This is a genomic window from Novosphingobium sp. BL-S-19 (assembly GCF_055521675.1).
The window spans coordinates 1,231,817-1,252,491 of record NZ_CM145498.1 but is presented as its reverse complement, the minus strand read 5'-3'; the positions used below and the strand labels follow the sequence as shown (position 1 = coordinate 1,252,491).

Sequence of the window (20,675 nt, the reverse complement as noted above, 5' to 3'; positions counted from 1 at the left end):
AGCCCTCTACCTCTAAATAGGTATATGGACGGAAAATGCGTTCTGCATCATAGGTTTACGCTTGTTTGTGCAATTGCGCACACAAGCCGACCGGGTTAGATTGGTGCCCAATTGTGGCTTTTGGGCAACCATTCGCGCCGCTCCTCCCATCCAATCCCGCGAATTCCGGATCGCGAATCGATCCTTCGGACGCTGCCCCTGAGTCCATATGGACGCGAGGCCGATCGCCTTTTCTCCATAAACCCATGAATTGTTTAGACTTATACGCGGATCTCGAAATCGCCGGTTTAAGCAGCGCTGCCATGGCCAACCCGCGACTATCGTTGGGATCGAGGCGATTCCGAGCGCCTGCGCACCGGTCGAGCGGACATTACGCCCCTGCAAAGGCGGAGATCGGCACCCGCGCCATCAGCTAACGGACCGAAATTTTCGTTGCATTGCACAATGTTGAGTGTGCATCGCAGCATCCAACCGAATGCCTCAGGATCGACGCGACCCGCCTTCCCTGGCACCCCGACCGCGGCGGGCCAGAAAGTATTCGACGCGATTTTTAAATGGAAAATTGAGTAACGGTCCGTTTTTCATAAATGCGCCCTACCCCGCCCGGACGATGCCCGGCCGCCGGGTCATCAGCGCTCGATCATGCGCACCAGCATGAAAGCTTCCGCAGCCTCGGCAAACACGGTGGAGCCACGCAAGCGGGCCAAGGCCTCGATCGTCATGATGGAGCGTTCGTCGGGAAACGCCTTCACCTGGCTTTCAAACATCCCGAACGCTTCAAGCTTGCGCGCCAGCGTTCCGGCAATGTCGATATGGACGTTGGGCACGAAGGCCGGTGTCATCGGCGCCGCATACCAGTTGGTTTCGGACAGCGTCTCGTAACACAGGATGCGGGTGGGGACGCGCCGGTCGCGCGGGCGCGCGGCCACCATCGCGGCCAGAAAGGCCAATTGGTGGTCGGCATGGATGTCGCCCAGGAACGGCAGGAACAGTGTGTCAGGGCGCACTTCGCGCACCAGTTGGCCGACGGTGGCATTAAGCTCCGCCGCTGAAAGCGTATCCAGCGCGGCGGCCGGCAGGCCCAGCATGTGCACCTGGCTTACGCCAAGATGCGCATGCGCCCGCCGCATCTCCGCCTGGACTTGCGCCACCGACTCCTCAATGAACTGGGGCGGGCGGCCGCTGGTGACCACGGCCACCTGCACGTCCAGCCCCTCCTCCGCCATGCGCGCCATGGTGCCGCCGCAACCGAGCACTTCGTCGTCCGGATGCGGCGCGATTACCAGCACCTTGCCATAGTGTTGCAGGCCCGCGCCCGCACGCGTGGCCATCGCTATCCCTCCAGTATCGCGTGCAAGGCGGGGCTCGTGCCCTCGATCTCCCAATCGACGAGATCCAGCAGCCCATCGCCGGTCTGCACGGTCAACACATGGCCCTGCCGCGCGACGATCTGGCCCGGCATGGCATGATGACGCTCCGCCCCCGGCATGGGCCGGGATGACCAGACGGTGATGCGGCGATCGCCCTGCCGCGTGAAGGCGCCCGGATAAGGGCGGCCCACCGCGCGCACCAGACGGTCAATCTCAGTGGCGGACCGCCGCCAATCGATCGCGCCATCGGCAGGCGTGCGCCGGGTGGCCCATGTGGCGTAGCGTTCGTCCTGCACGGTGCGCGGCTGCTCCCCGGCGGCAAGCTTCGGCAGCACGTCGCGCAGCATCTCCCGCAGCGCGTCCATGTGCTTGTCGTAAAGCCCCTGCGCCGTCTCGTCCCGCGCAACATGGAAATAGCGCTGCGCCAGGATGTCGCCATCGTCGGTTCCCGCACCGATCCAGAACAGGCTGGAGGCGGAGATCGGCTCGTCCAGCAGGATCGTCCAGGGAATCGCGGCCCGCCCGCGCAGGCGCGGCAGCGGTGCCGGATGGTATCCGATCGAACCCTTCGCGCCGATGCCCAGAAAGTCCGGTCCGCACAACTGGGACCAACCGACCACGAAGACGTAGTCCGGCCGGGCCGCGCGGATCAGTAGCAAGGTTTCGGGATCGTTGGTGCGCGCCACTGCCGCCATCCGCGCGCCCGCGCGCGCCGCATGGGGCCGCAAGTCGACAAGGTCAGAGTGCCGCTTGAACAGTTCTTCGGGCAAAGTCACCACCAGCGGCACTTCCCAGCCCGCGGCGGCGGCAAGTTCCTCCACCAGCACGGCGGTGCTACCCACCGCGCCGACGACGACGGCCCGCAAAACATCTGTAGCCATGTTCGCGCCTTAACCCGTTGCGACCTGGGACGGGCTGGACGCCTTGGCGGCAGCCGTGGTCACTGCGCCGATCTCGGCCGCGAGGTCCCCGCCGGTGCGGCCGGGCACGGCGTCGGAACGGATCCATGGCTCTCGCAACAAATCCATCTCGTCCAGAAGTTGCTGGTTCACCTTGCGCACGTCATAGACCTTTTCCGCCAGATCGCGGGAGCGCATGCCCATCCGCGCGACCAGTTCCGGATTGTCGATGAAGCGCTGCATCGCCGCGCGCAGGCTGCCGGCATCGCGCGGGGCGACGAGGAAGCCGTTCTCCCCTTCGACGATCGGATCGCGGCAGCCGGGCATGTCGGTGGTGATCACCGGGCGGCCAGTGGCCATGGCCTCCAGAATCGTGCGCGGTAGTCCCTCGCGATAATAGGACGGCAGCACGAAGACCGAACAACTGGCCAGATAGGGCCGCACGTCGGACGTGCCGGGAATGAATTGCACCGGGTATTGGCGCGAAAGGCGCGCGCATTCCACTTCATCGATGCCGGTGGGATTGGCATGTTCGTAGTGGCCCAGGATGCAGAATTCGACGTCCGGGTGATCGCGGCGGATCACGGCGGCGGCCTCCAGAAATTCGTGGATGCCCTTGTCGCGCATCAGCCGTCCGACCAGCAGAAACCGCATCCGCCCGCGCGGCAGCGGAGCCAGCGTGAAGCGGTCGAGGTCCACGCCCGATCCCGGCACCCGCACCACGTTGTGCCGGTCGTTGACGATGCCCAGGTCGATCATGTCCTTCCGGTCGTCCGCATTGAACACGAAGACCCCGCGCGAACGACGAACCGCCTCGCGGTAGAGCCGGGCCACCGAACCGCGCAGCAGGCGGCGATGCGCGCTTGCCTCGCTGAATACATAGCCCAGGCCGGACATCATCGCGAAGAAGCGCGGCACGCACATCAAGCGCGCGGCGATGCCGCCGTAGATGATCGGCTTTTGTGTGTAGGCCAGCACCAGATCCGGCTTTTCCGCCACCATCAGCCGCGTATAGGCCGCCAGCAGCGCCATATCCTTGACGATGCTGGTGCCGGTGCGGTCCATCGGCACGACACGGAAGGTGACGCCCCAGCTTGCAAGGTCCGCTTCCACCGCCGCATTGCCATCGGGCGCCACGGCAACGACATGGTGCCCGTTGGCTTTCAGATCACGCAGCAACGCCCCCCGGAAATTGGTGAGCGAATAGGCGAGACTGGACAGGACGAGAACTTTCATGACGATTTTCAATCCCCCCTAGGGTGACTGATCAGTATGAAACGCAAGGCCAATTTTCCGGCCATTCCGAATGCCCCAATCGATCCCCACGATCGCCCCAATGATGGGCGCGACCAGGCCGGCAGCAAAGCATCTAATCGGCTGATAGCCCTTAGAGATGAGTTCCGGCGATTTAGGGGGGAGTTGTACCCGGTCCGTCGGAACCATTTGGAACCTGCCAAATGCCCGCAAGTCGAACCCACCCCCTATTCCTGCGATTTTCGGCAATTCCGGCTGATGACTTCATGAATACATGCAGGCGCATCGGTTCACCGGTAGACAATCGGGACCTGCGAACCGGTTCGGCATAGCCTTTCCCGCCGACGCCGTTTCGCCACGAGAAACACCAGACACTCGCGAAGGCCGATGTCATGAATCAAACCGTCGCAGGAAGTACTGTCTCAAAACTGACCGGTGGATCGTCGAACACGTTCCTGCGCGTACGCAAGCTGGGATCCAGCAATCCGCGTTCGCGTTCGTCCATCGCCCAGTTCAGCCTGCGCCGGACCTTTCGCAACACGCTGCTGATGCTGGTGGACTTCACGATTCTGGCATCGACGCTGGCGCTGTCCTTCACTTTGATCGGCCGCACCGGCTTTCCCAAGTCCGACGGGCATCTGGCCGCCGTGCTGGCCTTCGCCGCACTGGCGATCGGCTGCTTCTACACCACCGGGCTCTATCGCCGCAGCTGGCGCTATTTCAGCTTCTCCCATGCGATGCAGCTGGCATTGCTGACGATTCCGGCCTTCGGGCTGGGCTGGGCGGCGATCCTGCTGGTGCCCGGCGTGCAGGCGGAGCGACCGCAACTGGCCGCCATCGCACTGGCTCAGTGGCTGTTCGCGATCAGCGCCCTGCTGGCCGCACGCGGTTCGCGGCGCGCCCTGCGCGAAAAGCTGTCCGAAACCGCGAAGTCCCAACCTGCTTCCGCACAGGGCCGCGACTTGCGCCGGGCGGTTCTGGTGGGCTCGCCCGACTGGGCACTGTCGATCATCGATGTGCTCAAGCGCGAATCGACGCCCACGCTTTCCGTCGTCGGCATTCTGCTGCCCGCCGCCAACGACACTCTGCTGCAGATCGCCAAGGTGCCCGTACTGGGCACGCATGAAGACCTTGCCCATGCGGTGGACGAACTGGAACTGCAGGGCCGCCGCCCCTCGCTGGTGATCGCCTGCGACGACGGGACCGACCTTTCCAACCGCGAGATGGCGCGCCTTACCTCCCGCTCCCGCCAGATGGGGCTGGAACTGTCGCGCATCCGCGACGGCTGGAGCCACATCCTGCAGCGCGGCCACGGCGCCGCGCCGGACGAGCTATCGGTAAAGGACCTGCTGGGCCGCAGCGAGTTCACGCTGGAGGGGGAGCAGATCACCAGCCAGATCACCGGCAAGTGCGTGCTGGTGACGGGCGCCGGCGGCACCATCGGCGGTGAGCTTTGCTGGCAGCTGGCCAGCTTCCGCCCCTCGCGCCTGGTCCTGCTCGAACATAGTGAATTTCACCTTTACGCGATCGAGATGAAGCTGCGCGAGCAGTACCCCGATCTCGACGTCCAGCCGGAGCTTTGCAACATTCGCGAGCGGGACGACGTGCGCCGCGTGTTCGAAAAGCACCGGCCGACGATCGTCTATCACGCCGCCGCGCTGAAGCATGTGCCGATCGTCGAGACCAACCCCTGCGCCGGGGTGCACACCAATATCATCGGCACGCGCATCGTGGCCGACGCGGTATGCGAATTCTCGGTGAAGGCGATGGTCCAGGTCTCCACCGACAAGGCGGTGAACCCGGTGGGCATGATGGGCGCGACCAAGCGCGTGGGCGAACTCTATGCGCAGGCGCTGGACATGTGCGGCGTGGACGACAGCGAAGCGCCCCGTTTCATGACCGTGCGCTTCGGCAATGTGCTGGGATCGAGCGGCTCCATCGTGCCGCTGTTCCACCGGCAGTTGCGCGAAGGCCGCCCGCTCACCGTCACCCACCCGGATATCGAACGCTTCTTCATGACCGTGCGTGAGGCGGTGCAGTTGATCCTGCAGAGCAGTTCGGCGGCGCTGGCGCAGAACACGCGGCGCGGCACGATCTTCGTGCTCGACATGGGCAAGCCGGTGCGCATCGTCGACCTCGCCTACCGCATGATCCGCCTCTACGGCCTCCAGCCCGAGATCGACGTGCCCGTCGAATTCGTGGGCCTGCGCCCCGGCGAGAAGCTGTTCGAGGAACTGTTCGACATCTGCGAGGAGCAGCTCGCCTCCGGCATCAAGGGCATTTTCGAGGCGCAGTCGAAGCCGATCCCCCTGCCCTTCATCTCGCGCTCGATCGACCGGCTCGCCCGCGCGGTGGAGCTGGGCGACCACGTTGAGGCGCGGCGCATCACCCATACGCTGGTCAAAGTGCCGAGCGGCAGCGCCGGTTTCGAACTGATCCAGAACGAGGCGATGACCGGCCCGCGCGGCTCCGGCGAACCCGTAAAAGTCTGACATTTCCGAGGGAGGCACCATGAGTCTGGCCGATACCGGCGCCGCAACCGGCGCTTTCGCGGCGACGCAGATCGACGTTCGCGAACGCGATCAGGAAGCCCCGCTGCGCAGCCTCTGGCCACGTCACGAGCCGGACGAGATCGAGGCGGTGGTCGCGGTGCTGCGTTCGGGCAAGGTCAATGCGCTGGTGCATGGCGAACACAACCGCGCCTTCGCCGCCGAATTCGCCCGCTATGTCGATGAACGTGCACCACCGGAAGCGCTCTGCATCGCCAACGGCACGCTGACGCTGGAAGTGGCCTTGCGCGCGCTGGGGGTCGGCCCCGGCGACGAGGTGATCGTGCCGGCCCGCAGTTTCTTCGCGACGGCCAGCTGCGTGCTGGCGGTGGGCGCGCTGCCCGTCTTTGCGGACATCGATCCGGTCACCCAGAACATCGATCCCGCCTCGGTCGAACGCATGATCGGCCCGGCGACCCGCGCGGTGATCTGCGTCCATCTGGCCGGCTGGCCTTGCGACATGGACGCGCTGGAATCGCTCTGCACCCGCCATGGACTGAAACTGATCGAGGATTGCGCACAAGCCCACGGCGCGGCGTGGCGCGGGCGGCGCCTGGGATCGTTCGGCGACGCTGCCTCGTTCTCGTTCTGCACGGACAAGATCATGTCCACCGGTGGCGAAGGCGGACTTCTGCTGTTTCGGGGCCGTGACGCCTGGGAACGCGGCTGGGCGATCAAGGACCATGGCAAGGACTATCGCAAGGTGTCCGAGGGCGGCGGCGCGCCCGGCGCGTTCCGCCATATCCACGATCACCTCGGCTCCAATTACCGCATGACCGAGATGCAGGCCGCATTGGGCCGCCGTCAGCTTGGGAAGCTGCCGCTCTGGCTGGCTGCCCGCGCGCGCAATGCCCGGTTGCTGTGCGATGCGCTGGCCGGCCTGCCGGGCCTGCTGCTGCCGGAACCGCCCGACCACGCGCGCCATGCCTGGTACAAGTTCTATGTGCAATTGACCGATGATGCGGCAGACAAGCGCGACCGGGTGCTGCAGCGCATGATCGCAATGGGGCTGCCCGCGGCTACCGGATCCTGCCCGGACATGAGCCGGGAGGGAGCGCTGAATGGCCTGACGATCCGCCGCGACGGCACGCTGGAACAGGCCGCGCGGCTGGGCCGGCGCACGCTGATGTTCCCGGTGGACCATACGCTGGGTGAGGACGCGATGCGCCGCATCGCCGCCGGCCTGCGCACCGCAATGGCGGAGGAAGCATGATCGACCGCACCTGGCGCCCGCAGTTCATCGTCATCGGCGCAGTCAAGGCCGCCACCACCTGGATCCAGGCCCGCCTTGTCGAGAATCCTGCGATCTTCATGCCGCCCCCAGAGCCGCACTACTTCAGCAGCGAGTTCGAACGCGGTGAAGACTGGTACCGCGGCTTCTTCGAAGACCGGCCCGGCGCCGCGCATGTGATCGGCGAAAAGTCGGCCGATTACCTTGCCCATCCGCTGGCCGCCCGGCGCATCGCCGCCACTCTGCCCGATGTGAAGCTGGTGCTGCAGCTGCGCAACCCGATCGAGCGCGCCTATTCGGACTACAAGATGCTCTACCGCCGCGGCACCGTGAAGGGCCCTCCGGAGGAATACCTGGGCAGCACGGACAATGCCTTCCCGCGCTTTCTGGAAGATGGGCTCTATGCGCGCCATCTGGCGCGGTGGTTCGATCTGTTCCCGCGCGAACAGATGCTGATCTACCTCTACGACGATGTGATCTCTCACCCCCATGGCATCATAGAGGCGGTCTCTCGCCATATCGGGGCCGAACCGGTGCTGGAAAACACCGACCGCTCCGCCCGGGAGAACAACAGCCGATCCGCGCTGCTGCCGCTGCCGCTGCGCAAGGCGCTGGCCCCGCTGAAAAGCAGCGTACGCCCGCTGCGCGGCAATCCGGTGTTCGAAGGCGTGCGATCGCTGTTGGCGCGCGAAGTGGCCTATCCGCCGCTTTCCCCGGCCTTGCGCGAAAGGATGTGCGACTTCTATGCGCGCGACATGGAAAGCCTGGAGGCGATGTCCGGTCTGGACCTGACGCGCTGGAAATCCCCCACGCGCGCCGTACCCGCTGCCTGAACGGCTGTTTCAAGCCATCCGGTCAGCTACGCAGATCATCCTAGTGGCCTCTGCCTAGCCCTTAATAACCAAGGAAATTTGACGTATCTTCCGTAATCTGGATGCGATGATTCTGGTCGGACCTGAGGGAGGACCGATCGTTCCAAGGGTGTCGGGGAGCGTTTCATGGCAACACTTCGCAGTCGTCCGCGTTCATGGCAGGCCGCCGTCGCGATTCCGCTGATCTGCTGTCTGGTTCCGGCATCGATGCTGGGCGGCTGTTCGTCGCCCACGTCTTCGATGCCTACGCTCGCATCCACTCCGGCAGGTCCCTACCGGGTGGGTGCGGGCGACAAGCTGCATATCGTCGTGCAGGATCTGGACGCCGCCAATGGCGACTACACGGTGGAAGACACCGGCGCGATCTCGCTGCCTTACGTCAAGCAGATCAACGTCGCAGGCATGACCTATCGCGAAATCGAACAGGGCATCACTGCCGCCCTGCTGCAGCAGGGCATCATGAGCGGCAGCCCGGTGGTCAACGTCGGCGCGGTGGAACTGCGTCCGTTCTACGTCACCGGCGAAGTCAACAAGCCCGGGCAGTTCGCCTATCGTCAGGGGATGACGGTGCTTTCGGCGCTTTCGGCCGCCGGTGGGTACACCTATCGCGCCAAGACCGGCGAAGTGTCGATCACCCGCACGGTGGACGGCAAGGAAATGACCGCGAAGGCGGGCGAAACCACGCCGGTACTGCCGGGCGATACCATCCGCGTCTACGAACGCTGGTTCTAGGCGCGTGAAGCCCCGCACACTTGCGCTCGCCGCTCCGGTGCCGCTGCTGTTCGCGGTTCCGCAGCACGCCTGGGCCCAATCCAACCAGATCGGCTCTACCGCGCCGGCGGTCTATCCGAACGACAAGGACTATCGCGCTCTGCCGCTTCATCTCGGTTCGCTGGATGTGACGCTGGGCGGTGAAGCCAGCGTCCTCTACGACAGCAACATCTACGCCGCGCCCACCAATGCCCGCGACGATGTGCGCTTCGACATTTCACCCCGACTGGGCATCCAGACCGCCCCGGCGCCGGTGACGTTCGAACTCAACGCCAGCGGCTCGATCCGCCGTTTTGTCAACAATCCGACGGAAAATGCCGAAGCCTGGCTGGTGGATGGCGGTGTGAGCTGGCAGACCGGGCAGAATTCCAGCCTTACCGGCAGCGTCTTTTCGCGCCGGGCGATAGAGGATCGCTCCGATCCGGAAGCGCGACGCAATCCCAATTCCGGCCCGCGCCTGATCAACAGCCTGGGCGGCGTCGTTTCGTACCACCGCGTCGCTACCCGCACGCTGCTGGACGTGCAGGCGGACGTGACGAAGTTCAATGCGCTGTCCAGCATCGATGCGGATCGCGATTTCTCCGCCTATTCCGGCCAGGCCACATTCGGTCTGCGGGTGACCGGCCGCGCCTATGCCACGGCCACCGCATTCGTCGCCCGCCGCGACTTCCGGCTGGAATACACGGTGAGCGGAAACAAGCGCAACACGACGACGTATGGCGGCCGACTGGGCATCAATTTCCAGCCCGGCGGCGTGCTGGAGGGCGGCCTGTCCGTCGGTGTGTTCCGCCACGATCCGGATGATCCGTCAACACCGGGCCACACCGGCCTGTCTGTGGCGGGCAATCTCACCTACCATCCATCGCGCCGCACGGCGATCCTGCTCGATGCCTTCAATGGCGACGTCGCGACTTTCCGCGTCGGCGCCACACAGCGTACCGACACGATCACCAAGCTGAGCGTGCAGCAGGAAATCCGCCACAACCTCTATGCCACCGTGTCGGCCGGATACCGCAAGACCAAATATACCGGGTCCGGCATTCGCGAGGAGACGTGGACCGGTGGGGGTGAAGTGGAATACCTGTTCAATCGCCACATGTCGGTCGCCGCCACAGCCAGCTACGGCACGCGCAACAGCGACAGCTCGATACTGCAGTTCGACCGTTTCCGCGGCGGCGTGGCCCTGCGCGTCCGGTTCTGACATTCGGTTCGGACAACGCGGAACTCAACGACGATAAGCGCCCGTTTCCGATGAAACGGGCGCTTATCGCTCGCATATCGTTCAGGTCAGTTCTTCGTATATCGTGCGGATCGCGTCGACATGGCGCGCCTGGGAGAAGCGGCCGCGCGCCGCTACCGTGGCATCCTGTCGCATCGTTCGCGCCCATGTGGGGTCTGCCAGCAGGCCAGCCGCCGCGCGGGCCATTGCTGTCGGATCATCGGGAGGGCACAGCACCCCGCAGCCCTGACGCAGCGCCTCCGGATTGCCGCCGGAATCGGCCGCCACCACCAGCGTGCCCACCAGCATCGCCTCAACCAGCGTGCGCCCCAGTGGCTCGTCCACCGCAGGCACCAGCAGCAGATCGCATCCGGCAAGCCAGGCATGACCCGGCGAGCGATAGCCCATCCGCGTGACGCGCGCGGGCGCCCTCACCGCTGCGATCCGGTCTTCAAGCTGACGATCCAGCGCACTGTCACGGGATTCGCCGAACATCACGCCCAGCACCGGCCGATCGACCAACCGGCCAAGTGCCTCCACCGCCTCTACGAATGCCAGCGGCCGCTTGCGATCGACGAAGCTGCCGAAATAGCCGCAGACCACCGTATCGGGCGGGCTGGCGGTCTCTTCCAATATGCGCGCGTGCATCGCCTCGCGATCGGCGGTGATCGAAACGTCGAAGGGACTGTGGATCACCCGCGCCGTGCGTGCCGCCCCATGGCGTCCGCGCGGCAGCGCGAAGGCAGAGACGGCAACGATCCGATCCGCCAGCACCGGCGCCACATAGCGAAGGCCACGCGCGCCGGGATCGCCGCGATGGTGCCAGACCAGCCGCGCGCCCGCCAGCCGCGCCGCCAATGCCCAACTGGCATGGCTGCGCCCGTCATTGGTGTGAACGATGTCTACCCCGCGCTGCTTCAGGAAGCGTACCCGCCGTGGCAGCCCAGCCAAAGTGCCCAACAGCTTGGCGATGCCGATGCTGCGCCCCGGCACGAAAGGCCGCGTGGGGCGCGCCGGATCCGGGCACTGCTCGATACCGGCGAAGAACGCCGCCAGCCGTCCGTCGGGGACTTCCGGCACCACGATCACCTCGATCTGCGCCGGGTCGAGCCCGTCGATCAGTCCCCGAAGCGAGACATGGCTGCCGCCCAGCGCATCACCGGCAAGCGGATAGCACACCGTGGGCCGCCCCGACCGTTTGGCAACCGGCGCGGCGGCACCAGATGCGGGGCCTTCATGCAGCGCGGATGACGCATCCAACGCCTTCACAGACCCAGCACCTTGTTGCGATAGGCCAGGAACTCCTCGAAGTTGGGAACGCCATTCTTGTTGGCATCCGCCCAGGCGTCAGACACCTTCGGATTGGCGCCCACGCTGACTTCCCAATTGTCGTCCATGCCGTCCTTGTCGGCATCGGGATAGGGTTGGCCGGCGGTCTGCGCGGGCATTACCGGCGCAGGCTGACCGATACGCCCCGTACCGTGCTCCACATCGTAGACGACCTGATCGTCGATCGAATCGCGCGGAAACGCACCGGACTTCTGGAGCACGAGGTTATAGGCATTGGTCGATGAAAGCGGATTGAGCGTCAGCGCGCAGGGCGGCTTGTTGACCAGGACCTGTTCCGCCTCCTGGTTCATGTCCTGAAACGCACCCACGAACCGGTTGTCCCATGCATAGATGATGGCCGCCCCGCCCTTCGACGTGCTGGTATCGCGCGCGATGCCGACCGTCAGGTTGGTGGTGTTCGGCCCGCCGATGAAGCTGTTGCCCACGAACGAGACCGGGGTGCCGCCGAACAGTTCCCACACTTCGGCAAAGCGGGACTGCGCGTTGTAGAACACGTTGTCGACCACTTCGAGGCAGGAATTGCGCGGGAAGTTCACGTCCGGCATGCGATCGCCATTGTGCGCGCACAAGTTGTTGATGAAGCTGAAGTGCTGGGCATCGACCGGGTCGCTGGCCAACAGCGCGCACTTGTCATGCGGGGGGGTGCCCCAGGCGAAGATCGAATTGCTGACGGTGATGTAGTCGTTGTCCGCATAACCGTTGATCAACTCGTCCCGCGCCCACGATGCACTGACGTGATCGACCAGCACGCGGGTCGCATGTTCGATGGTGATGCTATCTTCGGAACCGCGACTGCCTCCGGGACGATCCGCCCGGATCCGGATATTGCGCACGACGACATCGTGCGTGTTCTTGATCACCAACGGCGTGCGGCCGGCCGGCGGCCCCGCATGGGCCAGGACGATACCGCTGCCCGGTGCCGTCTGCCCGGCAATGGTAAGGTAGGGCTGTTCGATGATCGGCGGTGTCGTCGCGAAGCGGATCACGCCGGCCACGCGGAATACACAGACGCGCGGACCAGTGGCGGTGACGCAGGCGCGATAGGATCCGGCCCCGGAATCGGCCAATGTGGTTACATAGATGATCCGTCCGTTGCGCCCACCCACGCTGGATGCGCCCCATCCGACCGCGCCGGGAAAGGACTTTGTGCCGGACGGAGTGGCAACCGTCGGCGGCTGGGCGGCTTCCAGCCGCGCGCCGTCGGTCGGCACCAGTGCATAGGCGATCAACAGAACGATGCCGAGTATCACGATCGGCAAGACCAGCTTGCGAGATGGGCCTGATCCTGGGCCTGCCCCGGCCTTTCCCTTGCGAAATGCCGTCATCTGCCTGCTCCTATGCCCTTGGTTTCGACCAGACCCTTATTTTCGACAAGACTGGGGCGAGAGGACTGTGCCGGGCGGTCTTCCATGCCCGTGCCCGCGTTCGGCGCGTATCCATAGCGCCGCAGCAGCGGCCCGGTGATCCACGATACCAGCCGGCGCGGCTGCTGCGGCATCTGGCGTTGCCACGCGTGATCCTCGCGGATCACCAGACTGTCCTGCATCCGATGGCGGCTGCCCGCAACCTGATGACCGGGCCGCAAGTCGTCGGGCGGAAGCGCGGCGGCGCGACGAGAGGCCAGGTCGGCGGCCAAGTCCGGGGCGCAACGCGTTCGGATCGCCTCCAGCACGGCGGGGGGATCGGCCACGAAGTCTTCATAGCGCACGCGGATCGTCCGCCCCGGGCCGAGCTTTCGGCACAGCCATTCGCAGGCCAGGTTCACCAAGGTCCAGCGCAGCGCGACATAGGCAAAAGGCTTGGGCCGCAACTCGCGCTGCACCCCGGCCTCTATCTGTTTGCGATACGGGCGGGACATCGACCAGGCAACGGCGCGCGGATCGCGTACGAGATGGATGACGCGCAGGTCGATCTCCGGCATCGATGCGAGTGCCAGGCCGCGGCCGGGCAGCTTGCTGGAATCGAGCACATAGACGGGGCCGCTCCCGCCCGCATCGCCGCTCTCTTCCGCGACCGCGCGGAACAGGCGGCGATTGGCCTGGTGATAGCGATCGCGCGTACCCGGCAGGAAGCGCGCCAGCACACGCCGCCAGGATAGCAACGATTCCATGCTTTGTTGCAACCCTGCCAATTCGGCCAGCGCGGCCGAGGCATCCACGTCCGGACCGCCGCCTTCTTGCTCCCCGGCGCGCTTCATCACCGCGCCCCAGAACGGACATGCGCTGACCGTGGCGCCGCAGGCGCAATATTCGCCATTCTTCCAGGCATGGCGGGCAAGCGCGGTGAGTTCCCCGGCGCCGAATACGTCCGGCCGCATTCCAAGGGCGATGTCCAGCAGCGTCGAGCCGCTGCGACCGTAACCGGCGAGATAGATGACCCTAAGCTTGGTCTGGTCGGACGGGTGCTCTGACAAGCCGGCCTCTCGACAATGATGCACACGGGTGGAAGCAGAAGATTGCGACGTTACCGGTGGGTCCAACGGATTCATGCGGTCCGGAAAAGACGCACCTCTTCCCGGCCGCGCCGAAGGATACCGCGCCGCATCGCGCGCTGCTCATGGCCAGAGTATCGATCTGCGGCGCCCCCAGGCAAGTTACCAATTCGGGTTGCCGCACCCGCCGGATGCCCCCGCGGGGGTACCAACTTTGCGCAGGTGCCTGACCATACTTGTCTTTGCCTCCACCGCGCACGCCTACCATCATCATGGCATGGCTATTCCGGTCCCGAACCAGCTGCCTTCCCTGCCGGCACGTGCAGTGCTGGAAGGAACCGGCACGCGCCGTATCCCGCAGTTCGCCACCCGGTGGCTGCCGAGTCTCCTCACGCTGGGGATCACGCTTGCCGCGCTGACCCTGCCGTGGCGCGTGCTGCGGCCGCCGATCGCCAACGTCACCCTTTCCGATGTGCTGCTGGCGGGCTGCACGGCCTTGCTGCTCTTCAAGGGCCGGCTGCGGCTGACGATGCTGGGGCCCTACACCGCCATGTGGATAATGGGGCTGACCATGATGCTGGCGGCGCTGCTGTTCTGCTCGCTCTATCACAGCGAATTCGTCCGCTGGCCGATCGTGGGCTTCCAGTACATCTTCGCGCTGATGATCGTGCCGATGACGTTTTCCAGCTTCAGCAGCAGGGTCCTTCATCGTTGCATCATCGCCTTCATTGCGGGCGTGGCGATCTCGCAAGTGATCGGCTTCTTCACGATGGCGAATTTCGCGCGCTCCACGCTCGATTCGGTGATGGGCGTCGGTTACGTCACCGGCAATGGCCGGCTTGGCGCGATGTCCGGCGAACCCAATCCCAACGGTGCGCAGTGTGCCTATGCCTTGGTGATGATGATCCATGCGGTGATCGCCCGGCGGCTGCACTGGGGCTGGGCTCTCGTCATGCTGGCGCCGATCGGCTGGGGCCTGCTGGCCAGTGCCAGTTTCACCGCCTTCACGGCTGCCGCAATGGGCGTGATGTGCTTTCTGGCGCTGTCGCGCCTGTCGAACCTGATCCGCTTCGGCCTGCCCGTCATTCTTGTCGCCGCTGCCTATTTCAGCTTGGGCGGCCCGGTTCCCGCGATTTTCGAGAAGCGGGTGGGCGATGCGCTGGTCACCGGCAATGCCGACAAGGCCGGCACGTTCGTCGGCCGTGCCGCGCTGATCAAGGAAGCCTGGGGCCTGGCCAATGACAACATGCTGATCGGTCTGGGAACGGACCGTTATCGCAAGGCCAGCGCCTTTTCCGCCCCGGTGCACCAGCTGCACCTCCTTGTCCTGAACGAAGGCGGCATCATCGCCCTGCTGGGGCTGTGGACCCTGCTGGGCGCCCTGGTGATGACGGCGATCATGATCTTGCGCGAAGACCCGCTGGATGGCGGCGCCGCTCTGGCCCAGGTGGCGATCCTGCTGCTCTACACCACCGCGCTGCCCCACATGTACACCCGCGTCTGGTTCACGCCGATGCTGATCTTTCTGGCCTACGCCCTCGCCCACCGATCGGAATCGCGTGAGCGGCGGCGCTTCTTCCCTGGAACGCTGGCACGGACATGAGCGAACATCGGCATGAAGCCGCGGAGGTTGCGCTGAAACTGCCCCTCGCCGCCCGGCTGTGGCAATCCTGGTCCGCGTCCACGCTGGTCCGGCCGCGCATCATCAGCCTGTTCCATTTGCTTTCGGGCAACTTCGGTTCCGGAATGCTGATGGTTGTGGCGCTGTCGCTGGCCACCCATGGGCTGGGCAAGGCGGATTTCGGTGTCATGGTGGTCGTGCTGTCCATCGGCCGCGTTTGCGAACGGCTGGTCCGCTTCGAATCCTGGCAACCGCTGGTCCGCTTCGTCGCCGCGGAGGAGCAGAACGGATCGGCGGAGCGGCTGGCGCAGCTCTACGCCTATGGCCTTAAGCTCGATCTGGCCAGCGCCCTGATCGCCGGCCTGATGGCGATCGCCCTTGCCAAGTTGGCGGGTGCCGCCTTCGGGCTGGGTGAAGGCCACGTCGGGCTGGTGGCGATCTATGCCGTCGCCATCGTCTGCAACCCGCGCGGCATGGCCAGCGCCGCGCTGCGGCTGGGCGGCCGGTTCCGCACACTGGCCTATGTCCAGTTGGCCTCCAGTCTGTTCCGGCTGGGTTTTTCGGTCGTGCTGCTGCACGCCCATGCCGGGCTTACCGCTTTCGTGGTGCTATGGACTCTGGCCCAGGTGCTCGATTCGCTGCTGTTCAACGTGCTGGGCTTCCAGGCACTGCGCAAATCGGGCATCCCCAGCCCGTTCGGGGTCAGTTGGCGCGGCCTTGGCCGTGAGTTTCCCGGCTTCCTGCGATTTGCGATTTCCACCAACGTCTCCTCCACGCTGCGCACACTGACGCACGAGGTGGACACCCTGATGGTCGGCTATTTCGCGGGTGCCAGCGCCGCCGGCCTCTATTACCTGTCACGCCGCATCGCGAAGTTCGCGCAGACTGCGGGGGACATGATCCAGACGGTGATCTATCCGGACCTCGCCCGGATCTGGGCGCGGCTGGATCGCAAGGCCCTGGAACGGCTGGTGCGTATCCTGCAAACGGCGCTGGCCGGCATGGGGCTGGCTTTCATCCTGATCTGCATGGCAATCGGCCGGCCGGCGCTGGTGCTGTTCTTCGGCGACGATTTTACCGACGTCTATCCGATGCTGTTCACCCAGCTTTTCGCCGTCGCGCTGACGCTGCACGCGGCGCCTTCGCGTTCGGGGCTGCTGGCGATGAACCGGCCCACTTACGTGCTGGCGGTGGCGATGTTCTCCACCGTGCTGTTCTTCGCGGTCGCCCTGACGCTGATGCCAAGCCAGGGTGCGATCGCCGCCAACTACGCCCATGTCGTCTTCGGTCTGGCGACGGCGGTGGCCCTGGACGTGGGGTTATGGCGCGGGCTTGCGCGCCAGCGCCGCCTGGAGGCCGGAGAAGATGCGGGAGAAAATGCCCCGGCCGATATCGAAGGGAGGCGCCGCGCATGACGTCGCTGGCCTGTCTTCCAGACGACACGCCGGGCGAGACGGGCGAAAGCGTGTCGGCCGCTGCATCCTCGGACACCCCAAATCCGGTGCCGCGCCTGAAAGTCTGGTCGATCCTCAACAGCCTGACCTCCGGCGGGGCGGAGATGCTGGTGGCCAGCCTCCATGCCAATTTCCCGGCGCAGGGCGCGTCCTCTACGGTCGTCGCGCTGTGCGACGCGCCGACGCTGGGCAACTCGGCACAGACCGAGGCGCGGCTGGCGCAGGAAATCGATGCGAAGGGGCGCTTCGTCTCGCTCGGGCTGGACCACCACCGCCGCCTTTCGGCCGGCGCGTGGGCGTTGCGCCGGCTGCTTCGCCAGGACCGACCCGATGTAATCCACGCCCACACTGCCAGAGCCCTGCCGATGATTGCGCTGGCCGGCTATCGCGGAGCGGTGGTGCTGACCCATCACAACAGCCGCCTGTCGTTTTCGCCGCGCCTGTTTCGCCTGTTCGACCGGGTGGTGACGCATTACGTGGCGATCAGCCCCGAAGTGGCGGACATCTACCGCCGGCATTCGCGGCGTCCGTTCACGCTGATCGCCAATGCGCCCGCCGCCGCCTTCGCCGTTTCCGCCCCGCGCCAGGCAGCAGCCAACCCGCTGCGCATCCTCAGCGTCGGTGCGATTTCGGACCAGAAGAACTACCCCCTTCTCGTCGAAACCGCGCGTACCCTGCGCGAACAGGTGCGCCAGCGCCATGGCGGGTATCCGGACGCCAATCACGCGATGCCGCGTTTTCGCATTGCCGGCGGTGGCAGCGAACTGGCGGAAATGCGCGCGCTGGTCCTGCGTGAAGGGCTGGAGGACGTGGTCGATTTCCTGGGCGAGCGCGACGATGTGCGCATGTTGCTGGCGGACAGCGACGTATTCCTAAACACTTCCAGGTACGAAGGAATGTCCGTTGCCATCCTGGAGGCTTTTGCTTCCGCCCTGCCGGTCATCGCCACCGACGTGCCGGGCAACCGCGATCTGGTGGAGGCGCATCGCAACGGCCTTGTCGCGCCCGAGCGGGCCCATCACCTTGCCGCCGCGATCCTGCGCCTGATGGATATCCCGGGCCTGCACGAGCGGCTGTCCCAAGGCGCTTTGGCTACCAGCCGCGACTACACGATAGAGGCCGCGACCAGCCGCCACGTCGGTCTTTATGCAGCCCTTCTGCCGCAAAACCGGGCCTGAGGCGCTCCAAAGGTATTAGCCTGATTGCCCCGCGCACCCGTCCGATGCGCTTTTTGTTTCACCAGCGCCGGGGGTCATACTCAAATCAATCTGCCGTGGGGGGCGTTCCCCGGGCGTTGCCTATTCGGAGGGCCAATATGACTTCCGCACTCGTTCCCGATGTGCCGCAATACGGCCGGATAAGGCGTCCTCTACCCTACGGCCGATCAAGGAACGATCAGGGCACGGCCCCGGATGGTCAGGTGACGCTGCGCGACCTGCTGCGCATCATCCAGCGCTACCGCACGATGATCCTGGTGATTGTTGGAGTCACGACGCTGGCGGTCGTGGTCCAGCAGATGCTGTCCCCCACGCTCTATCGGTCGAGCACCAACGTACAGGTCGAACTGATCGACCAGGTGGGCACCAACCAGGCGGACGTCAATTCACGCAACGCCGAACGCGTGGCCAACGCCGTGCGCCTGCATCGGTCCGGATCGGCAGCCGAACAGGTGATCAAGGATCTGAACCTGCTGCACAATCCCGATTTCCTGAAGGAAATGGGCAATCCGCAACTGACCGGAAAGCCGCTGCTGCAGGCCGGCATCAACAAGCTCACCTCGATGATCACGATCGATTCCGAAGCCGGATCGGACCTGATCGAAATCGCCGTCGTCGCCCGCTCTCCCGAACTGGCGGCCGACATCGCCAACGAGATTCCGCCGGCCGTCCGCGCGCTGCGCGGTGCCAAGTCGAACGAGCGGCGCGGCGAACTGCTCGCCTCGCTAGAACAGGAACAGCAGGCCCGTGGCCGCACGGCGCAGGCATCGGCCCAACTGGTGGCCGATTTCCGCACGCGCAACCACATGCTGGCCGGCGCCGGCACCGATGAGGATCTGAACCAGATCAACCGAATCGCCGTGCAGAGCGCCGCTGCCACCGCCGCGCGCGATGGTGCTGCCGCCCGCAGCGCCGGCATTGCCCGCGCCGCCGCGATCCAAAGCACCGCAACTGCGACCTCCGCCGCTCTCAACGCGCTGGAACAACGCCGAGGCGAACTGGTGGGCGAAGCCTCGAAACTCAGCACCAGCCTTGGCCCCAACCATCCCGATGTGAAGCGCGTCAATTCGCAGCTTGCGGCCGTTGACCAGAGCATCGCACAGGAACGCAACACCGTTCAGGCCGCCGCCGCAGCAGATGCCGGCGCCAAGGGCGCGCAGATGGCGCAGATCGCCCGTAGCGAGGCCGATGGCGATTCCGCGCAGGCGTCGCGCCTGGAAGGCATCGTCGCCGGCCTCAGTTCGATGGCCTACAAGAACACCGTAAACCGCGTGGAACTGGACAAGCTGCTGCGTCAGGCCGAGCTGGACGACGATGCCTTCAAGTCGATCTCCGCCCGCATCGAACAGGTCCGCGCGCAGATGCAGATGGAAGGCGTGTCCTCCTCCGTCGTTTCGCCGGCCGTGCCCAATTACGATCCGATTGCACCCACCCCGCTCAAGCTGGGTCTTACCGCCTTCGTCGGGTCCGCCATTCTGGCGCTGATGATCGCCTACCTGCGTGACTTCCTGGACGATCGCCTGCGGACCAACGCGCAGATCCGCCGCCAGTTCGGCCTGCCCACGCTGGGCATGCTGCCGCTGCTGCCGCGCGACCTGCCCGTCGATCCCAAGGAAAGCCCGGTCATCACCGAGCCGCAGTCCCTTTTCGCCGAAGTGGCCCGCTCCACTTATACCGAAGTGCGCGGGCTGCAGCGAAGGGCCGGGGTGCAAGTGGTGCTCGTCACCTCGCCCCTGCCGGGCGATGGCAAGTCCACCGTCTCTCTCACGCTTGCCGCCGCCGGCATCGCCCTTGGCGAAAGGACGGTGGTGCTGGACCTCGACTTGCGCAAGCGCGGCGCCCTGCAGCAGTTGCAGAACGAAACCACCGCGCCCGATCTGGTGGATATCGTCTGCGGCCGCGCAGAGCTGGACAGCCTGGCAATCCCGCAGAAGGGCAATCCCTACGATTCGCCCGAAGCGAGCATGTCCGGCGAAAGCGTCGCCAACCAGATCGTGCTGCTCAGCGCCAAGGAACCCGTGGCCGAACCGGCGGTACTGCTCTCTTCCAACCGCCTGCGGACGCTGCTTTCGCAGCTTCGCGAACGGTTCGATCTGGTGATCATCAACGCCCCGGCAACGCTGGCCGTGCGCGATGCCCGCGCCATGTGCAACTTCGCCGACCAGACGGTAATGGTGGCCCGCTGGGGCGTGACCACGGGCGATCAGATGCGGGCCGCGCTGGAATCGCTGGACGACAGCGTCGGCGGCGTGATCTTCGATCAAGTCGACTATGCCGAACATGCCCGCCGCCGTTATGGCGACTCCGTGCAGTACTATGCGGATTCGGCGACCTACTACTCCTCACCGGTTCCCGTGCACGAAGCCTGGGCCGCCCGCGTCCGCCGCTTCTTCCGCGGCCACTCCTGGCGTCCCTCCGAAGTGTGAACGCCCAGGCA

The 20,675-nt window shown here is 65.5% G+C and carries 15 protein-coding genes; 9 read left to right on the top strand and 6 right to left on the bottom strand.

Features of this window, described 5'->3' with window-relative positions:
- Positions 1-629: 629 nt before the first annotated feature.
- From ACZ1JV_RS14220 to ACZ1JV_RS14210, 3 genes are read right to left on the bottom strand one after another with little or no spacing between them, the layout of a single operon-like run.
- Positions 630-1,331: a PIG-L deacetylase family protein gene (locus tag ACZ1JV_RS14220; protein ID WP_465137759.1), complete on the bottom strand. Its 702-nt coding sequence runs from the start codon at positions 1,329-1,331 to the stop codon at positions 630-632.
- Between the two features lie 2 nt (positions 1,332-1,333).
- Complete coding sequence (locus ACZ1JV_RS14215; RefSeq protein ID WP_465152058.1) at positions 1,334-2,251, bottom strand: methionyl-tRNA formyltransferase; 918 nt, start codon at positions 2,249-2,251, stop codon at positions 1,334-1,336.
- Between the two features lie 9 nt (positions 2,252-2,260).
- Positions 2,261-3,505: a glycosyltransferase family 4 protein gene (locus ACZ1JV_RS14210; RefSeq protein WP_465152057.1), complete on the bottom strand. Its 1,245-nt coding sequence runs from the start codon at positions 3,503-3,505 to the stop codon at positions 2,261-2,263.
- 410 nt (positions 3,506-3,915) lie between these two features.
- On the opposite strand from ACZ1JV_RS14210, the gene ACZ1JV_RS14205 reads away from it, so the two are divergent.
- The 5 genes from ACZ1JV_RS14205 (at position 3,916) to ACZ1JV_RS14185 (ending at position 10,147) form a co-directional block, all read left to right on the top strand.
- On the top strand, positions 3,916-6,015 hold the full coding sequence (locus ACZ1JV_RS14205; RefSeq protein ID WP_465152056.1) for a polysaccharide biosynthesis protein: 2,100 nt from the start codon (positions 3,916-3,918) through the stop codon (positions 6,013-6,015).
- 19 nt (positions 6,016-6,034) lie between these two features.
- The gene (locus ACZ1JV_RS14200) at positions 6,035-7,285 is read left to right on the top strand and encodes a DegT/DnrJ/EryC1/StrS family aminotransferase (RefSeq protein ID WP_465152055.1); all 1,251 of its coding nucleotides are present in this window, start codon (positions 6,035-6,037) and stop codon (positions 7,283-7,285) included.
- Positions 7,282-8,136 (top strand): sulfotransferase family protein, encoded by an 855-nt coding sequence (locus ACZ1JV_RS14195; RefSeq protein ID WP_465152054.1) that lies wholly within the window; start codon positions 7,282-7,284, stop codon positions 8,134-8,136. The genes ACZ1JV_RS14200 and ACZ1JV_RS14195 overlap by 4 nt, the downstream gene beginning before the upstream one ends.
- Before the next feature lie 165 nt (positions 8,137-8,301).
- Positions 8,302-8,907, top strand: coding sequence for a polysaccharide biosynthesis/export family protein (locus tag ACZ1JV_RS14190; protein ID WP_465137753.1), 606 nt, complete (start codon positions 8,302-8,304; stop codon positions 8,905-8,907).
- A 4-nt stretch (positions 8,908-8,911) separates the two neighbouring features.
- On the top strand, positions 8,912-10,147 hold the full coding sequence (locus ACZ1JV_RS14185; protein ID WP_465152053.1) for an outer membrane beta-barrel protein: 1,236 nt from the start codon (positions 8,912-8,914) through the stop codon (positions 10,145-10,147).
- A gap of 81 nt (positions 10,148-10,228) precedes the next feature.
- Here ACZ1JV_RS14185 and ACZ1JV_RS14180 read toward each other — a convergent pair whose 3' ends face one another.
- Genes ACZ1JV_RS14180 through ACZ1JV_RS14170 form a run of 3 tightly spaced genes read right to left on the bottom strand, consistent with a single transcriptional unit; the run spans position 10,229 to position 13,928 of the window.
- Positions 10,229-11,434, bottom strand: a complete 1,206-nt coding sequence (locus ACZ1JV_RS14180; protein WP_465152052.1) for a glycosyltransferase family 4 protein — start codon at positions 11,432-11,434, stop codon at positions 10,229-10,231.
- Positions 11,431-12,840: a pectate lyase family protein gene (locus tag ACZ1JV_RS14175; protein ID WP_465152051.1), complete on the bottom strand. Its 1,410-nt coding sequence runs from the start codon at positions 12,838-12,840 to the stop codon at positions 11,431-11,433. Before ACZ1JV_RS14175 ends, ACZ1JV_RS14180 begins: the two co-directional genes overlap by 4 nt.
- Positions 12,837-13,928 carry a sulfotransferase family protein gene (locus tag ACZ1JV_RS14170; RefSeq protein WP_465152050.1) on the bottom strand — a complete coding sequence of 364 codons (1,092 nt, stop codon included), beginning with the start codon at positions 13,926-13,928 and terminating at the stop codon, positions 12,837-12,839. Before ACZ1JV_RS14170 ends, ACZ1JV_RS14175 begins: the two co-directional genes overlap by 4 nt.
- A gap of 295 nt (positions 13,929-14,223) precedes the next feature.
- On the opposite strand from ACZ1JV_RS14170, the gene ACZ1JV_RS14165 reads away from it, so the two are divergent.
- The 4 genes from ACZ1JV_RS14165 (at position 14,224) to ACZ1JV_RS14150 (ending at position 20,664) form a co-directional block, all read left to right on the top strand.
- A complete protein-coding gene (locus tag ACZ1JV_RS14165; protein WP_465152049.1) occupies positions 14,224-15,549 on the top strand; it encodes a hypothetical protein in 1,326 nt (441 codons plus the stop codon).
- A complete protein-coding gene (locus tag ACZ1JV_RS14160) occupies positions 15,546-16,982 on the top strand; it encodes a lipopolysaccharide biosynthesis protein (RefSeq protein ID WP_465152048.1) in 1,437 nt (478 codons plus the stop codon). The genes ACZ1JV_RS14165 and ACZ1JV_RS14160 overlap by 4 nt, the downstream gene beginning before the upstream one ends.
- Positions 16,979-18,199 carry a glycosyltransferase gene (locus ACZ1JV_RS14155; RefSeq protein ID WP_465152047.1) on the top strand — a complete coding sequence of 407 codons (1,221 nt, stop codon included), beginning with the start codon at positions 16,979-16,981 and terminating at the stop codon, positions 18,197-18,199. Before ACZ1JV_RS14160 ends, ACZ1JV_RS14155 begins: the two co-directional genes overlap by 4 nt.
- A 137-nt stretch (positions 18,200-18,336) precedes the next feature.
- On the top strand, positions 18,337-20,664 hold the full coding sequence (locus ACZ1JV_RS14150; protein WP_465152046.1) for a GumC family protein: 2,328 nt from the start codon (positions 18,337-18,339) through the stop codon (positions 20,662-20,664).
- Positions 20,665-20,675: the final 11 nt, after the last annotated feature.

Bases quoted from the DNA above. Each gene is read 5' to 3' on its own strand.
- ACZ1JV_RS14220 (WP_465137759.1), bottom strand. From the start codon at position 1,331: ATGGCCACGCGTGCGGGCGCGGGCCTGCAACACTATGGCAAGGTGCTG.
- ACZ1JV_RS14215 (WP_465152058.1), bottom strand. From the start codon at position 2,251: ATGGCTACAGATGTTTTGCGGGCCGTCGTCGTCGGCGCGGTGGGTAGC.
- ACZ1JV_RS14210 (WP_465152057.1), bottom strand. From the start codon at position 3,505: ATGAAAGTTCTCGTCCTGTCCAGTCTCGCCTATTCGCTCACCAATTTC.
- ACZ1JV_RS14205 (WP_465152056.1), top strand. From the start codon at position 3,916: ATGAATCAAACCGTCGCAGGAAGTACTGTCTCAAAACTGACCGGTGGA.
- ACZ1JV_RS14200 (WP_465152055.1), top strand. From the start codon at position 6,035: ATGAGTCTGGCCGATACCGGCGCCGCAACCGGCGCTTTCGCGGCGACG.
- ACZ1JV_RS14195 (WP_465152054.1), top strand. From the start codon at position 7,282: ATGATCGACCGCACCTGGCGCCCGCAGTTCATCGTCATCGGCGCAGTC.
- ACZ1JV_RS14190 (WP_465137753.1), top strand. From the start codon at position 8,302: ATGGCAACACTTCGCAGTCGTCCGCGTTCATGGCAGGCCGCCGTCGCG.
- ACZ1JV_RS14175 (WP_465152051.1), bottom strand. From the start codon at position 12,840: ATGACGGCATTTCGCAAGGGAAAGGCCGGGGCAGGCCCAGGATCAGGC.
- ACZ1JV_RS14165 (WP_465152049.1), top strand. From the start codon at position 14,224: ATGGCTATTCCGGTCCCGAACCAGCTGCCTTCCCTGCCGGCACGTGCA.
- ACZ1JV_RS14160 (WP_465152048.1), top strand. From the start codon at position 15,546: ATGAGCGAACATCGGCATGAAGCCGCGGAGGTTGCGCTGAAACTGCCC.
- ACZ1JV_RS14155 (WP_465152047.1), top strand. From the start codon at position 16,979: ATGACGTCGCTGGCCTGTCTTCCAGACGACACGCCGGGCGAGACGGGC.
- ACZ1JV_RS14150 (WP_465152046.1), top strand. From the start codon at position 18,337: ATGACTTCCGCACTCGTTCCCGATGTGCCGCAATACGGCCGGATAAGG.